This is a genomic window from Pseudomonas sp. E45-MNA-CIBAN-0222, from assembly GCF_040310405.1.
Classification (GTDB): Bacteria; Pseudomonadota; Gammaproteobacteria; order Pseudomonadales; family Pseudomonadaceae; genus Stutzerimonas; species Stutzerimonas stutzeri_AC.
The window spans coordinates 111,143-127,272 of sequence record NZ_JBEOPU010000005.1 but is presented as its reverse complement, the minus strand read 5'-3'; the positions used below and the strand labels follow the sequence as shown (position 1 = coordinate 127,272).

General features: G+C 60.5%; 13 protein-coding genes. 10 read left to right on the top strand and 3 right to left on the bottom strand.

What is annotated here, in order from left to right; genetic code table 11:
- Positions 1–35: 35 nt before the first annotated feature.
- The 8 genes from dnaE (at position 36) to ispD (ending at position 11,230) form a co-directional block, all read left to right on the top strand.
- Positions 36–3,557 carry a DNA polymerase III subunit alpha gene (gene dnaE / locus AAEZ08_RS09395; RefSeq protein ID WP_500124145.1) on the top strand — a complete coding sequence of 1,174 codons (3,522 nt, stop codon included), beginning with the start codon at positions 36–38 and terminating at the stop codon, positions 3,555–3,557.
- 182 nt (positions 3,558–3,739) lie between these two features.
- Positions 3,740–4,690, top strand: a complete 951-nt coding sequence (locus tag AAEZ08_RS09390) for an acetyl-CoA carboxylase carboxyltransferase subunit alpha (protein ID WP_003285778.1) — start codon at positions 3,740–3,742, stop codon at positions 4,688–4,690.
- A gap of 144 nt (positions 4,691–4,834) precedes the next feature.
- Entirely contained in the window at positions 4,835–6,124 is a 1,290-nt protein-coding gene (tilS, locus tag AAEZ08_RS09385) for a tRNA lysidine(34) synthetase TilS (RefSeq protein ID WP_500124144.1), read from the top strand.
- A gap of 170 nt (positions 6,125–6,294) precedes the next feature.
- Positions 6,295–7,926: a CTP synthase gene (gene pyrG, locus AAEZ08_RS09380; RefSeq protein ID WP_003285781.1), complete on the top strand. Its 1,632-nt coding sequence runs from the start codon at positions 6,295–6,297 to the stop codon at positions 7,924–7,926.
- Positions 7,923–8,768, top strand: a complete 846-nt coding sequence (kdsA, locus tag AAEZ08_RS09375; protein ID WP_003285782.1) for a 3-deoxy-8-phosphooctulonate synthase — start codon at positions 7,923–7,925, stop codon at positions 8,766–8,768. Before pyrG ends, kdsA begins: the two co-directional genes overlap by 4 nt.
- 33 nt (positions 8,769–8,801) lie before the next feature.
- Entirely contained in the window at positions 8,802–10,091 is a 1,290-nt protein-coding gene (gene eno, locus AAEZ08_RS09370) for a phosphopyruvate hydratase (protein WP_003285784.1), read from the top strand.
- Between the two features lie 147 nt (positions 10,092–10,238).
- Complete coding sequence (gene ftsB, locus AAEZ08_RS09365) at positions 10,239–10,517, top strand: cell division protein FtsB (protein WP_003285785.1); 279 nt, start codon at positions 10,239–10,241, stop codon at positions 10,515–10,517.
- Complete coding sequence (gene ispD, locus AAEZ08_RS09360) at positions 10,514–11,230, top strand: 2-C-methyl-D-erythritol 4-phosphate cytidylyltransferase (protein WP_500124141.1); 717 nt, start codon at positions 10,514–10,516, stop codon at positions 11,228–11,230. Before ftsB ends, ispD begins: the two co-directional genes overlap by 4 nt.
- Before the next feature lie 33 nt (positions 11,231–11,263).
- On the opposite strand, the gene AAEZ08_RS09355 is transcribed toward ispD, so the two are convergent.
- The 3 genes from AAEZ08_RS09355 to AAEZ08_RS09345 all read right to left on the bottom strand — a co-directional run bounded on the left by AAEZ08_RS09355 (position 11,264) and on the right by AAEZ08_RS09345 (position 13,857).
- The gene (locus tag AAEZ08_RS09355; RefSeq protein WP_500124140.1) at positions 11,264–12,430 is read right to left on the bottom strand and encodes a baeRF3 domain-containing protein; all 1,167 of its coding nucleotides are present in this window, start codon (positions 12,428–12,430) and stop codon (positions 11,264–11,266) included.
- 76 nt (positions 12,431–12,506) lie between these two features.
- Positions 12,507–12,821, bottom strand: coding sequence for a ribosome hibernation-promoting factor, HPF/YfiA family (gene hpf / locus AAEZ08_RS09350; protein WP_102820474.1), 315 nt, complete (start codon positions 12,819–12,821; stop codon positions 12,507–12,509).
- Between the two features lie 136 nt (positions 12,822–12,957).
- Entirely contained in the window at positions 12,958–13,857 is a 900-nt protein-coding gene (locus AAEZ08_RS09345; protein WP_003285790.1) for a LysR substrate-binding domain-containing protein, read from the bottom strand.
- Positions 13,858–14,031: 174 nt separating this feature from the next.
- Between AAEZ08_RS09345 and AAEZ08_RS09340 the strand changes: the two genes are divergently transcribed.
- Both AAEZ08_RS09340 and fghA read left to right on the top strand, forming a co-directional pair.
- Positions 14,032–15,147: an S-(hydroxymethyl)glutathione dehydrogenase/class III alcohol dehydrogenase gene (locus tag AAEZ08_RS09340; RefSeq protein ID WP_036992218.1), complete on the top strand. Its 1,116-nt coding sequence runs from the start codon at positions 14,032–14,034 to the stop codon at positions 15,145–15,147.
- A 75-nt stretch (positions 15,148–15,222) separates the two neighbouring features.
- Positions 15,223–16,068, top strand: coding sequence for an S-formylglutathione hydrolase (fghA, locus tag AAEZ08_RS09335; RefSeq protein WP_058065698.1), 846 nt, complete (start codon positions 15,223–15,225; stop codon positions 16,066–16,068).
- Positions 16,069–16,130 lie beyond the last annotated feature (62 nt).

Genomic DNA, 16,130 nt, shown 5'->3' with positions numbered 1-16,130 from the left:
TCGCGCTTGTCGTTCTGCCAGCTCAAGGTTTTTTCATGCCTGTTTCCTTCGTCCATTTACGTCTGCACACCGAGTACTCACTGGTCGATGGACTGGTTCGGGTCAAGCCGCTGATCAAGGCGGTTGCGGCGGGCGGGATGCCGGCGGTAGCAGTCACCGACATGAGCAACATGTGCTCGCTGGTCAAATTTTATAAAACCGCCCAAGGTGCGGGTATCAAGCCGATTTGTGGCGCCGATATCTGGATGGCTGGTTGTGATGAAGACGGTCCGCTCAGCCGTTTGACCTTGTTGGCAATGAATCCCAAGGGATACCGAAATCTCACCGAGCTGGTTTCCCGCGGCTGGACCGAAGGCCAGCGCAATGATCTGGTGATCATCGAACGCGATTGGGTCAAGCAGGCGGCCGAAGGCGTGATTGCGTTGTCCGGTGCCAAGGAAGGGGAGGTCGGTCAGGCTTTGCTCAATGGCGATGAAGCGCTGGCTGAGTCCCGTCTGGCTGAATGGCGCGAAGTGTTCGCCGACCGCTTCTATCTGGAAATTCAGCGCACCAGCCGCGTCAATGACGAAGAACACCTGCACGCCGCCGTCGCCCTCGCCGAGCGTAGCGGAACGCCGCTGGTCGCGACCAACGACGTGCGTTTTCTCAAGCAGGAGGATTTCGAGGCCCATGAGACCCGCGTCTGTATCGGTGAAGGTCGGACGCTGGACGATCCGCGGCGGCCGCGCACTTATTCCGATCAGCAGTATCTGAAGACGCCCGAGGAGATGGCGGAGCTGTTCTCGGATCTGCCCGAAGCGCTGGAAAACACTGTCGAGATCGCCAAGCGCTGCAACATCGAGGTGCAGCTGGGCACCTACTTCCTGCCGAACTTCCCGGTGCCCGAGGGGATGACCATCGACGACTACCTGCGGCAGGTGTCGTTCGAGGGGCTTGATGAGCGTCTGGAAGTGTTGCTGCCCAAGGACACGCCTGACTATGAGGCTAAGAAGCAGGTCTACATCGATCGTCTCGAGTTCGAGTTGGGCACCATCATCCAGATGGGCTTCCCCGGCTACTTCCTGATCGTCATGGACTTCATCAAGTGGGCGAAAAACAACGGCGTACCGGTTGGGCCGGGCCGTGGTTCGGGTGCCGGCTCGCTGGTGGCCTACGTGCTAAAGATTACCGACCTCGACCCATTGGCCTATGACCTGCTGTTCGAGCGCTTTCTCAACCCGGAACGTATTTCCATGCCCGACTTCGACGTCGACTTCTGCATGGATGGCCGTGACCGGGTGATCGACTACGTGGCCGAGGCGTATGGCCGTAACGCGGTCAGCCAGATCATCACCTTCGGCACCATGGCTGCGAAGGCTGTGGTGCGGGACGTGGCGCGGGTCCAGGGCAAGTCCTACGGCCTGGCCGACCGGTTGTCGAAGATGATTCCCTTCGAAGTCGGCATGACGCTGGAAAAAGCCTACGAGATGGAAGAGCCACTGCGAGACTTCCTCTCTGTGGACGAGGATGCCCGCGAAATCTGGGAGATGGCGCGCAAGCTCGAAGGCATTACCCGCGGCACCGGCAAGCATGCCGGTGGGGTCGTGATCGCGCCGACCAAGCTGACCGATTTCGCGCCGATCGCTTGTGACGAGGAAGGTGGCGGTCTGGTGACCCAGTTCGACAAGGACGATGTCGAATCTGCCGGCCTGGTGAAGTTCGACTTCCTTGGCCTGCGTACGCTGACCATCATCAAGTGGGCGCTGGAAACCATTAACCGGGAGCAGGCCAAGAGCGGGCTGGAGCCGATCAACATCGACTTCATTCCGTTGGATGACAAGCCGACCTACCAGTTGCTGCAGAAGGCTGAAACCACCGCGGTCTTCCAGCTGGAATCGCGCGGCATGAAGGAGCTGATCAAGAAGCTCAAACCCGACTGCCTCGAAGACCTCATCGCACTTGTGGCTCTGTTCCGTCCCGGCCCGCTGCAGTCGGGCATGGTGGATGACTTCATCAACCGCAAGCACGGGCGTGCCGAAGTCTCCTACCCGCATCCTGACTACCAGTACGCAGGGCTTGAGCCTGTACTCAAGCCCACCTACGGCATCATCCTGTATCAGGAACAGGTGATGCAGATTGCCCAGGTCATGGCTGGCTATACCCTTGGCGGTGCGGACATGCTGCGTCGCGCCATGGGTAAGAAGAAGCCCGAAGAGATGGCCAAGCAGCGCGGTGGCTTCATCGAAGGTTGTTCGAACAACGGCATCGACAAGGAGCTGTCAGGCAACATCTTCGACCTGGTCGAGAAGTTCGCCGGTTACGGATTCAACAAGTCGCACTCGGCGGCTTATGGCTTGGTGTCCTACCAGACCGCGTGGCTCAAAGCGCATTACCCGTCGCCGTTCATGGCTGCCGTGCTTTCGGCGGACATGCATAACACGGACAAGGTGGTAATCCTCATCGAGGAATGCCGCAGCATGAAGCTGCGCATCGACCCGCCGGATGTGAACGTTTCCGAGTTCAAGTTCACCGTGAACGACGACGGTCGCATCGTCTACGGGCTGGGGGCGGTCAAGGGTGTTGGTGAGGGGCCGGTGGAGGCCATTGCCGAATGCCGCGCCGAAGGCGGGCCGTTCAAGGATTTGTTCGATTTCTGCGCGCGGATCGAGCTCAAGCGCATCAACAAGCGTACCCTCGAGGCACTGATCCGCTCCGGCGCGCTGGATCGCCTCGGGCCATATTTTTTCGAAGAGGCCAAGGCCTATCAGGCCAATATTGACCGTAATCGGGCGGTGTTGCTGGCGGCTATGGAGGAGGCGGTGCAGTCTGCCGAGCAGACGGCCCGTAGTCTTGATAGTGGTCACATGGACCTGTTCGGTGGCCTGTTCGCCGAGCCCGAAGCGGACGTCTATGCCAATCATCGCAATGCGCGCGACCTTTCGCTCAAAGAGCGCCTCAAGGGTGAGAAGGACACGCTGGGCCTTTATCTGACCGGTCATCCAATCGACGAGTATGAAGGCGAAGTGCGTCGTTTTGCCCGTCAGCGCATTATTGATCTGCGGCCGGCGCGGGGTGAGCAGACTATTGCCGGGCTGATCGTCAACCTGCGGGTGATGAAGAACAAGAAAGGCGACAAGATGGGGTTCATCACCCTGGATGACCGCTCCGGTCGTATCGAAGCGTCGCTGTTCGCCGAGGCATTCAATACGGCTCAAGCGTTGCTGCAGACCGATGCGCTGGTTGTGGTGGAGGGCGAGGTAAGCAACGATGACTTTTCTGGTGGCCTGCGTCTGCGGGCCAAGCGGGTGATGAGCCTGGAAGAGGCGCGTACCGGGTTGGCCGAAAGCTTGCGCGTGAAGGTTGCTGGCGAAGCGCTCAAGGGTGAACGTATGCGCTGGTTGGCCGAGGTTTGTGGTCGTCATCGCGGGGCCTGCCCGATCACCCTGGAGTACACCGGACGTGATGCGCGGGCCTTGCTGCAATTTGGTGAAGCCTGGCGGATTGATCCAGCCGACAACTTGATTCAGGCATTGCGTGACCAGTTCGGGCGCGACAACGTCTTTCTGCAATACCGATAGAGGGCGGATGCCCGGAGAGCGGCTGATGTGCGCTTTCCGAGCTAGGCCCGAACGGCCCGGTATCAACCGGGTCATGGTTCAGAACAATTTTTGTTCGACCTGAATGCGCCCGTCCCGTAAGGTAAGGCGCAAAAAACGGAACAGCCTCCGGCCTCCTGGCCGTCGACGCATGACGGATGCCTATGAACCCGAATTTCCTGGATTTCGAACAGCCGATCGCCGACCTGCAAGCCAAGATAGAAGAATTGCGCCTGGTCGGTAACGATAACTCGCTGAATATCGGCGATGAGATTGCCCGCCTGCAGGACAAGAGCGAGTCGCTCACCGAAAGCATCTTCGGCAATCTGACCAGCTGGCAGATCGCTCGTCTGGCCCGCCACCCGCAGCGGCCTTATACCCTTGATTACATCAATCACCTATTCACCGAGTTCGAAGAGCTGCATGGTGATCGGCACTTCACCGATGACGCGGCGATCGTTGGCGGTACCGCTCGCCTGGACGGTCAGCCGGTAATGATCATCGGCCACCAGAAAGGTCGCGAGGTGCGCGAGAAGGTACGCCGTAACTTCGGTATGCCGCGGCCCGAGGGTTATCGCAAGGCCTGCCGTCTGATGGAGATGGCCGAGCGCTTCAAGATGCCGATCCTGACTTTTATCGACACGCCTGGCGCTTATCCGGGTATCGATGCCGAAGAACGCAACCAGAGCGAGGCCATCGCCTGGAACCTGCGCGTCATGGCTCGCCTTAAGACGCCGATCATCGCCACCGTGATCGGTGAGGGTGGTTCCGGCGGCGCGCTGGCTATCGGCGTCTGCGACCAGTTGAACATGCTGCAGTACTCCACCTACGCTGTGATTTCGCCGGAAGGTTGCGCCTCGATTCTCTGGCGCACTGCCGAGAAGGCACCGGAGGCGGCCGAGGCGATGGGCGTTACGGCTGAGCGCCTCAAGGACCTTGGTATCGTCGACAAGGTGATCCCCGAGCCACTGGGTGGCGCGCACCGTAATCCGGCTGTCATGGCCGCCGCAATGCGTGAACAGCTGAACAGTCAGTTGCATATGCTCAAGTCGCTGGATACCGATGCACTGCTCGCGCGCCGTTATGAGCGTCTGATGAGCTACGGCATCGCCTGATCCGTCACGCCTGTATTCGCGTCTCGATTTTCGATCGTTCAGAAATCGAGACGCGAACGTCAGTGGGGCGATCGCCCTGTCCTATCGCTGCTTCAGCCGCTGAGCTTTATGCTTGCCGTCAACGTTGGCTATCGAAGCGCTCGCATGTCCCTCGATTCCCTCCTGCTTTCAGTGCTCGCGCCTTGGCGTCATTCACCGACGTGGTGGGTGGCGTTTTCTGGTGGTCTTGATTCGACCGTCCTGCTGCATTCGCTGGTACGGCTCGCTGACCAGCATGAGCTGCCCGCTATCCGCGCGATCCATGTGCATCATGGTCTGCAGACCGCTGGTGATGACTGGCCGGCGCACTGTCAGGCGGTCTGTGACCGTTTAGATGTCCCTCTGCAAGTGGTTCGCGTGGAGGTCGCGCCTGGCGCAAGTCTGGAGCGCGCAGCTCGCGAGGCTCGCTATGAAGCGTTCTCTGGCTGCCTGGGGGAGGGCGAGCTGCTGCTGACAGGCCAGCACCGTGACGACCAGGCCGAGACGGTGCTGTTTCGTCTGCTGCGAGGTGCTGGCGTACGAGGCCTGGCAGCGATGCCTGTTGAGCGGCCGTTGGGTCTAGGCAGGCTGGTAAGACCGCTGCTCGGCGCGTCACGCGTCGACCTCGACGCCTACGCACGGCGCAACGCATTGCACTGGGTCGAGGATCCGAGCAACCAGAATCACGGGTATGCGCGTAATTTCCTTCGCGGCGAGGTCATGCCGCTGCTGCAACAGCGTTGGCCGCAGGCGGTGTCGAGCATGGCCCGAGCATCGGCCCATATGGCCGAAGCGCAAAAGCTGCTGGATGAGCTGGCGCAACTGGATCTGCTCGCCGCGAACACGGCCAGCACTTTCGAATGGCTGCGCTTGCCCAGTCTTGCGCTACCGCCGTTACGGGCATTGACGCCAGCGCGCCAGCGCAATGCGCTGCGTCATTGGCTGGCTGATTTCACGCTGTCACCGGATGAGGATCACTGGGCAGGCTGGGCATCGCTGCTGGATGCCAGGCCGGATGCCTCTCCCCGATGGCGCTTGGCGGGGGGCGAGCTGCAACGCAGTGGGGATCGGCTCTGGTGGCTGCCTGATGTCTGGCTGAAATCGCCTGTTGCGCCGATCGACTGGTCGGATAAGTCTGCTGGTCTGGTGCTCCCCGGCAATGGTTCGCTCCGCGCGGAGGGTGGACTGCCTGCCGGTAAACTCCAGGTTCGCTATCGGCAAGGTGGCGAGGCCCTGCTTGTGGTGGGCCGGGGCAGGCGCGACCTTAAGCGTTTGCTCAACGAGGCCGGCGTACCCCGTTTCGTGCGCAGTCGACTGCCATTGCTTTACTGCGACGACGACCTGATCGCGGTGGCCAATCTGCCGCAACTCAGTCAGGGATGTCCCGCCCTGTATTGGTGCGCGCCGCCGTTCTAAGTGGTTTGAGCTGATAGGGCCTTTCCGGTAGACTACGCTCCCGTCTCAATACAGCTTCTGCGGTTTCTTCGAAATCCGTGGCAGTTGCGCTATTGCCGCCAAGGGCGCAATGGCATCTTCGCTTTCCCCCGGCGGCGCTAGCCGCTTAACGCAGACTTCTAGGGTTTTTCATGACGCGCTACATCTTCGTCACGGGTGGTGTTGTTTCTTCATTGGGGAAAGGCATCGCCTCGGCTTCATTGGCGGCCATCCTGGAGGCGCGGGGCCTGAAGGTCACGATGCTCAAGCTGGACCCTTACATCAACGTCGATCCGGGCACCATGAGCCCGTTCCAGCACGGTGAGGTGTTCGTCACTCATGACGGCGCTGAGACCGACCTCGACCTGGGCCATTACGAGCGGTTCATTCGCACCCGCATGACCCAGAACAACAACTTCACCACCGGTCGCGTCTACGAAGACGTCCTGCGTCGCGAGCGTCGGGGTGATTATCTGGGTGCGACCATTCAGGTCATTCCGCACATCACTGACGAGATCAAGCGTCGGATCATCAAGGGCGCGGGCGATGCCGACGTGGCCTTGGTCGAAGTCGGCGGCACCGTTGGCGACATCGAGTCGCAACCGTTTCTTGAGGCGATCCGCCAGTTGCGTGTGGAAGTGGGCGCCAAGCGCGCCATGCTGATGCACCTGACGCTGGTGCCCTATATCGCTACTGCCGGCGAAACCAAGACCAAGCCCACGCAGCATTCGGTGAAGGAGCTGCGCTCCATCGGCCTGCAGCCTGACGTGCTGGTCTGCCGCTCGGATCGGGCAATCGACGTGTCCTCGCGCCGCAAGATCGCGCTGTTCACCAACGTCGAAGAACGCGCTGTTATCAGCCTGCCGGACGCCGATACGATCTACAAGATTCCCGGCATCCTGCACGCACAGGGGCTGGATGACTACGTCGTAGAGCGCTTCGGCCTTGAATGCGGGGGGGCTGATCTATCCGAGTGGGATCGCGTTGTCGATGCCAAGCTGCATCCGGAGAAGGAAGTCACCATCGCCATGGTCGGCAAGTACATGGAACTTCTGGACGCTTACAAATCTCTGATCGAGGCGATGAGCCACGCTGGCATCCAGAGCCGTACCAAAGTGAACCTGCGCTATATCGACTCGGAAGACATCGAGAATCAGGGCACAAACCTGCTGGAAGGTGTCGACGCTATCCTCGTTCCGGGCGGCTTCGGTCTGCGCGGCGTAGAGGGCAAGATCGCTACGGTGCGTTATGCCCGCGAGAACAAGATTCCGTATCTGGGCATCTGTCTGGGTATGCAGGTCGCGGTCATCGAGTTCGCCCGTGACGTGCTGGGCTGGTCCGACGCCAACTCCACCGAGTTCGACAAGGACAGTGGGCACCCGGTAGTCGGCCTGATCACCGAATGGGAAGACGCCAGCGGCGCTGTCGAAACTCGCAGCGATAACTCGGATCTGGGTGGCACCATGCGTCTTGGCGCTCAGGAATGCGGCCTCGAAGCGGGCTCCAAGGTATTCGAGTGCTATGGCCAGGAACGTATTGTCGAGCGTCATCGCCATCGTTACGAAGTGAACAACAACCTGTTGCCGCAGCTGCAGGCAGCAGGTCTGAAGATTACCGGGCGCTCCGGTGACGGCGCGCTGGTGGAAGTGGTCGAGGCGCCGGATCATCCCTGGTTCGTCGCCTGTCAGTTCCACCCTGAATTTACTTCCACGCCGCGTGATGGCCATCCGCTTTTCAGCGGTTTCGTCAAGGCAGCGCTGGAACATAAGGCGAGCAAGGCATGAGCCAGAAGACCATCCGCGTAGGCAACATCGAGATCGCCAACGACAAGCCATTCGTGCTGTTCGGTGGGATCAACGTGCTGGAATCCCGTGACTTGGCCATGCAGGCCTGCGAAGAGTATGTAAGGGTCACCGAAAAGCTCGGAATCCCTTATGTGTTCAAGGCCAGCTTCGACAAGGCCAATCGCTCTTCCGTTACCTCCTTCCGCGGTCCGGGCCTGGAAGAGGGCATGAAGATCTTCGAGGAAGTGAAGAAGACCTTCGGTGTGCCGGTCATCACCGATGTGCACGAGCCCTGGCAAGCGCAGCCGGTCGCGGAAGTCTGCGACATCATTCAGTTGCCGGCCTTCCTTTCCCGGCAGACTGATCTGGTTGTGGCGATGGCCAAGACCGGTGCAGTTATCAATATCAAGAAGGCGCAGTTCCTCGCGCCGCAGGAAATGAAGCACATCCTGCGCAAGTGCGAGGAGGCCGGGAATGATCAACTGATTCTCTGCGAGCGTGGTTCGTCCTTCGGCTACAACAACTTGGTTGTCGATATGCTCGGCTTCGGCATCATGAAGCAGTTCGAGTACCCGGTGTTCTTCGATGTTACCCACGCCCTGCAGATGCCGGGTGGCCGCGCCGACTCGGCGGGTGGACGTCGCGCCCAGGTCACCGATCTGGCCAAGGCCGGCCTGTCCCAAGGCCTGGCCGGTCTGTTCCTCGAAGCGCATCCGGACCCGGACAACGCCAAGTGCGACGGCCCGTGCGCGCTACGCCTAAACAAGCTCGAGCCTTTCCTTACCCAGCTCAAGCAGCTGGATGATCTCGTCAAGAATTTCCCGCCAATCGAAACTGCTTGAAGCCTTGCAGCTATCTACGGAGTGTTAATAACAATGGCAAAGATCGTCGACATCAAGGGGCGTGAAGTTCTCGATTCCCGTGGCAACCCCACCGTGGAAGCCGACGTGATTCTGGACAACGGCATCATCGGCAGCGCCTGTGCGCCGTCTGGTGCATCCACCGGTTCCCGTGAGGCTCTGGAACTGCGCGATGGCGACAAAAGCCGCTACCTGGGCAAGGGCGTACTGAAAGCCGTGGCCAATATCAACGGCCCGATTCGTGACCTGCTGCTGGGCAAGGACCCGCTTGATCAGAAAGCGCTGGACCACGCGATGATCGAGCTCGACGGTACCGAGAACAAGGGCAAGCTGGGCGCCAATGCCATCCTCGCCGTGTCTCTGGCTGCTGCCAAAGCCGCCGCACAGGATCAGGACCTGCCGCTCTACGCGCATATCGCCAACCTCAACGGTACGCCGGGTCAGTACTCAATGCCGGTACCGATGATGAACATCATCAACGGCGGCGAGCATGCCGACAACAACGTCGACATCCAGGAATTCATGATTCAGCCGGTCGGCGCCAAGACTTTCGCCGATGCGCTGCGCATGGGTGCGGAAATCTTCCATCACCTCAAGGCGGTGCTCAAGGCTCGCGGCCTGAGCACTTCGGTCGGCGACGAGGGCGGCTTCGCGCCAAACCTTGAGTCCAATGAGGATGCCCTGAGCGCGATTGCTGAAGCCGTGGCCAATGCTGGTTACACCCTGGGCGACGACGTCACTCTGGCGCTGGATTGCGCGTCCAGCGAGTTCTACTCGGACGGCAAGTATGATCTGGCCGGTGAAGGCAAGGTCTTTGACGCTGCTGGTTTCAGCGACTATCTGGGCGGACTGGCCGAGCGGTACCCGATCATTTCCATTGAAGATGGCATGGATGAGTCCGACTGGGCTGGCTGGAAGGTGCAGACTGAAAAGCTCGGGGGCAAGATGCAGCTGGTGGGTGACGATCTGTTCGTGACCAACACCAAGATCCTCAAGGAAGGTATCGACAAGGGCATCGCCAACTCCATCCTGATCAAGTTCAACCAGATCGGCTCGCTGACCGAAACCCTGGAGGCTATCCAGATGGCGAAGGCTGCTGGCTACACCGCGGTTATCTCGCACCGTTCCGGTGAGACCGAAGACAGCACCATCGCTGACTTGGCTGTGGGTACTGCCGCCGGTCAGATCAAGACTGGTTCGCTGTGCCGCTCGGACCGTGTATCGAAGTACAACCAGCTGCTGCGTATCGAAGAGCAGCTGGCTGGCAAGGCACCTTACAAGGGGCGCGCCGAGTTCCGCGGTTGATCGGCGGATTATAAAAAAGGGCGGCGCAAGTCGCCCTTTTTTGTTTCAATCGGCACCGCACCTTTTGCGCATTCACTTCATCGTGCGCGAGTTGCCAACGCTGTCGCCCAATACCTGAATTACTGCCGAAGTCGTTTCATGCCTTCTATGCGTCGCCCTTATTGGTTGTTCGTCGTACTGATACTGCTCCTCGGCGGGCTGCAGTACCGTCTCTGGGTGGGCGAGGGCAGCCTGGCGCAGGTTAATGGTCTGAATAAGCAGATCGCCGATCAGCAGGGCGAGAACGAACGGCTTCTGGAGCGCAATCGAATTCTCGAAGCCGAGGTTCTGGAGCTCAAGCAGGGGATGGAGACCGTCGAGGAGCGCGCGCGTCAGGAGTTGGGCATGGTCAAAGAGGGCGAAACCCTCTATCAGCTGATCGAATGACCTCGCGCAAGCCGCCTGCCTTCTGGGTCGTCATCCCGGCCGCCGGCGTTGGCAGCCGCATGGGCGCTGATCGCCCCAAGCAGTACTTGCTGCTGGGCGAGCGCAGCATCATCGAACATACCCTCGATTGTTTTCTGAATCACCCGGCGCTGGCCGGAGTCGTGGTCTGCATCGCCGCGGAAGACCCCTACTGGCCAAGTCTGCCCTGTGCGAGCGACGCTCGGATTGAGCGTGCTTCGGGTGGGCAGGAGCGTTGTGATTCGGTCCTCAATGGATTACAGCGCCTTGGCGAGTTGGGTGCAGCTGACAATGACTGGGTACTGGTGCATGACGCAGCCCGGCCCAATCTGGCGCGGGGAGATCTGGACAAGTTACTGGCCGAGTTGGCGTGCGACTCGGTCGGCGGTCTGCTGGCAGTACCGGCGCGAGATACGCTCAAGCGCGTAGGGGCGGATGGGCACGTGGTGGAGACGGTTGACCGCAGCGTCATCTGGCAAGCTTTCACGCCACAGATGTTCCGCCTCGGAATGTTGCGTGAGGCACTTGAGGCGGCGCTCATTGCCGGTGTAAAGGTTACTGACGAGGCTTCCGCGCTGGAGTGGGGCGGTCACTCGCCCCGGGTTGTGGAAGGGCGAGCAGACAATCTCAAAGTGACTCGGCCCGAAGACCTTGAGTGGCTTGCGCAGCGCTGGAGCGCCGACCATCCAAGTTGAAAGCGGGCAGGTTTGCCTGCCCGCCATTTGCCATCAGAAGCGGTAGATCGCCGCCGCCCCGGTGCCGGTTGGCATGCGTTCAGTTGGTACCACGACGACCTCGCCACCTTGTTCGAGCGTCCAGATAGTCAGCTCGTCGAGCACGTCGGGTGTATTGACGGCGTCTTCGCTGGTGGGTGTCGCCGTTCCGTCAGACTTGTCGACATGTCCGGGTATCTGCCGCTCGGCTTCCACCAGCAGCGTTGCTACCCGGCCTTGGCGAGTGGCCTGGCCGATGTCTTCCAGATGGTCAGAAGCAAGCCCCTGCCCGTGGGATGCCCCAAATTGATTGAGCAGTCCCTCCAGCCGCTTGAGATAGCGCGGCTGCATTACCTTCCAGCTCTTTTCACGCAGCTCATTGATGTTCAAGGCGCTCTGGCCAGTCTCGATGCCTTCCGGTAGCAGGCACTCGTTGTGGCTGATCCGGCGGAAATGCGGCTGTTGCTCTGGTAGCGCGGCGAGAATCAGGGGTAGGCCTGAAGGCTTGGAATGGTGCTCCATGATGGCGCGATCGACTTCGCGGAAGTAACGATCACGGTCCCGGTCGATCTCTGCCTGCTTGCCGCTACCGCCAGCTTCCACCTGCATCGGATCGCCTCGTTCGCTGGAGCGGCCATAACCCTGGGGAAAGCCGCTCTGACCTTTTTCGGTAAGGTCGCTGCCCAACGCATCGGCAAGTGTCTTGGGTACGCCCTCGTGCAGCTTGACCTCGTCAAGAGCGTCGCGGTTGCCTTCAAGCAGGCGCACCGAGTCGCGCGACAGACAGAGAATCTGGAAGCGATCAGCGGATTGAGCAATGCGTACCAGCGGTTTGAGGTGCATGCGCGCGTTAGCGACCGCCATCTCTGGCACGCTGCGTTGCAGACGATAGACTTGGAAATAGTCCTTTGCGGCGAACGCCGCCAGACCATCGAGGCTGTGGTTCCAGAAGTCGCTGTTATCGATCAGGGCATAGAATGGCTGGAGCAAGGCGGGCGTCTGGTCCGCGTGGCCTTGTCGCTTGAGGGAGTCTTCCAATTGCTTGACCAGATGCTTGAAGCGGATCGGATCTTGCTGGCGTTCCGGGAAGCTGCGATGAGTGGGCTGATAAACGGATAGGCAGGGTCCATCGCGCTGTGACAACAGTTTGGTCAGGGTTTCTCGATCGAGTAGTCGGTTCATGCGTGGCCTCCAGTAGCGGTGGTTCGGTCCCTCGCAGAAATGTCGATGGCGCGCTCAATGGCCATCGAGGGCCAGGTCAGTGGCGGTTGAGTTTGTCCAGCGCGTGACCTAGTGCGTGGTTCAGCTTTTCCGCTGCGCCGTTGATTGCAAGGTCAAGTGATTCGGCCTTGTGGGTGGCCGAGATAGGGTCGTGGCCCTTGACCCGCGCTTCCATCTGGCAGCGCTTGTCCTGCGGTCCGCTCTTGTTGCTGTTTTCGTCGTTGAGATGCACCTCGACTCGGGTCAGATGATCATCGAAGCGCTCCAGCTCGGTTTCGATCGTTGCTTTGACCCGCTCTTCAAGCTCACTGGTAACGCTGATGCTGCGGTTGCTGTTCACCAGAACCTGCATGGTTTCCTCCTGATTGCAGCGCTGCACCCTTCCAGCGCACTCGGCTTAAAGAGTTGCAGCTACACAAGGTACGACGTGGGGGATTCTGGCGGGTTCCACGGTAAGGCTGGCCCCGGACGCGCGGTTCAAGTCCTGTTCAGTTTCGGCCGGCGGCGTATTCGTTGCGCCTGGCGAGACCGGTCTTGAGCGCTTCCACCAGCAGGCGAACCTTCGGTAGCGGATACCGGCGTTGGGGGTAGACAGCCCAGACGGCGGTATCCGGTGGCTGGTTGCCTTCCAGCAATGACACCAGCTCACCGCGATGCAGCGGCGCCTGCACGTAGTAGTCCGGCAATTGGCAGAGACCAAAACCACGCAGGGCGGCGTCCAGTACCGCCTCACCGCTATTACAGCGCCAGTTGCCGCTGGGCTTGAAGTGCTGCTCGCGACCCTCGACTTGGAAGGACCAAATGTCACTCGTGCCAATCAGGCAGTTGTGGCGCGCCAATTCCGACAGGGTGTGCGGCCTTCCGTAGCGCTCCAGATAGCTAGGCGCGGCACACAGGTACATGGCTCGCGGTGCGATACGCGTGGCAACCAGCCGCGACTCGCCCAGCTTGCCGAGGCGGATAGCGAGGTCATAGCCTTCTTGAACCAGGTCGAGGGTGCGATTGGACAGCTCGATATCCACTCGCAGTTGCGGGTGCCGGGCCATGAATTCGTTTACCAGCGGCACGATGAAGCGCTCGCCATAGGCCACAGCTGCGGTCATGCGTAGCAATCCGGTGGGCGCACTGTGCAGGTCGCTGATGGCGAGAAAGGCTTCGTCACGTTCCTCGATCAGCCGCTGGCAGCGTGCGAAGAAGGTATGCCCGGCTTCGGTGAGCGAGACGCGGCGGGTGGTGCGATAGAGCAGGCGCGCCTGCAGGCGCTCTTCTAGGCGCGCAACCTGTCGGCTGACATGCGAGGACGACACGCGCAGGCGCTCGGCGGCACGCATGAAGCTGCCGCATTCGGCTACGGCGACGAATTCGTCGAGGCCTTCCCAGCGGTTCATGAGGTTCTCCAATGATTAGAGTATCCAGCGGCATCAACACTAATGGGGTGTGATCGTAGCTGTCTGCACGAGCATTGTCCCTGTATGGCAATAATGTTTTCCAAAAGCGATCGTTAATCCCATCTTGGCCGTGAATTACACTGTTGGCTTTCCCAATCATCGAGAGTGATGACCATGACCATCAAGTCGCGTGCTGCCGTTGCCTTCGGCCCTAATCAGCCCCTACAGATCGTTGAAGTGGATGTCGCGCCGCCCAAGGCTGGCGAGGTCCTGATCCGTATTGTGGCCACAGGCGTCTGTCACACCGACGCCTACACGCTCTCCGGCGAGGATTCAGAAGGCGTGTTCCCCTGCATCCTCGGCCATGAGGGCGGCGGGATTGTGGAGGCGGTGGGTGAGGGCGTCACCTCGGTCGCCGTTGGCGATCATGTGATCCCGCTCTATACCGCCGAGTGCGGTCAGTGCAAATTCTGCAAGTCTCAGAAGACCAACCTCTGCAGCTCCGTTCGCGCCACTCAGGGTAAGGGCCTGATGCCAGACGGCACCACCCGCTTCAGCTATCAGGGCGAGCCGATCTACCACTACATGGGCTGTTCGACCTTCTCCGAATACACCGTGCTGCCGGAAGTCTCGGTGGCTAAGATCCCGAAAGAGGCACCGCTGGAAAAAGTCTGTCTGCTCGGTTGCGGCGTGACCACCGGCATTGGCGCGGTGTTGAACACGGCCAAGGTCGAAGAAGGCGCGACCGTGGCGATCTTCGGCCTGGGCGGCATCGGCCTGGCGGCAATCATTGGCGCGAAGATGGCCAAGGCCAGCCGAATCATCGCCATTGACATCAACCCTAGCAAGTTCGCCATCGCCGAAGAGCTGGGCGCTACAGACTTCGTCAATCCGAAGGATTACGACAAGCCGATTCAAGAGGTGATCGTCGAGATGACCGACGGCGGCGTCGATTACTCCTTCGAGTGCGTTGGCAACGTGCAGCTGATGCGCGCGGCGCTGGAGTGCTGTCACAAGGGGTGGGGTGAGTCGACCATCATCGGCGTCGCCGGCGCCGGGCAGGAGATCAGCACCCGGCCATTTCAACTGGTCACCGGGCGTGTCTGGCGCGGCTCGGCGTTCGGCGGCGTAAAGGGCCGTACCGAGCTACCGAACTACGTGGAGAAGGCGCAGAGCGGTGAGATCCCGCTGGATACCTTCATCACCCACAACATGCCGCTGGACCAGATCAACGAAGCGTTCGACCTGATGCACGAAGGCAAGAGCATTCGTACCGTCATCCATTTCTAAGTCAACGGCGACAAGCCACAAGCAATGGCTGAGCAACCGCTTGTGGCTTGCCGCGTTGTGCTGCCCGGAGGGCCTATGAGTCTTGAAATCGTTTCCAGCAACAAGATCTTCGGCGGTTGGCACAAACGCTATCGTCACCGTTCCACCAGCCTGAACTGCGACATGATTTTTGCCGTGTACCTGCCACCCCAAGCAGAACAGGGCGAGAAGCTGCCGGTGCTGTACTGGCTGTCCGGGCTGACCTGCACCGACGAGAACTTCATGCAGAAGGCCGGGGCGCTGCGTCTGGCTGCCGAGCTCGGCCTGATCATCGTTGCGCCGGATACCAGCCCGCGGGGTGCCGGCGTGCCGGACGATCCTGACGGTGCTTGGGATTTTGGTCTTGGCGCCGGCTTCTACCTCAATGCTACGGAGGAGCCCTGGGCGCAGCATTACCGGATGTACGATTACGTGGTCGACGAGTTGCCGTCTTTGGTCGAGGCGAACTTCCCGGTCTCCGACCGCCGTGGCATCAGTGGGCACTCGATGGGTGGCCACGGTGCGCTGATCTGCGCACTGAAGAATCCTGGTCGCTACCAGTCGCTGTCGGCTTTTGCGCCGATCAGCAATCCACTCAACTGCCCGTGGGGTGAGAAGGCTTTCAGTCGTTATCTGGGCGAGGATCGTTCGCGCTGGCGCGAGTGGGATGCCTGTGCGCTGATCGCCGACGCCAGGGAAAAGCTGCCGATGTTGATCGATCAGGGCGATCGCGATGACTTCATGGATGGCCAGCTCAAGCCGCAGGCGCTACAGGCGGCAGCAAACGCGGCCAATCACCCGCTGACGCTGCGCATCCAGCCGGGCTACGATCATAGCTACTTCTTCATCGCCAGCTTCATCGATGACCACCTGCAGCATCATGCCGAGGCGTTGAAACGTTGATGTTGGGGCGCGTAATCCGCCGTTGGGTGGTGGGCCGATGCCCACCCTGCGCGGCGGCCTGA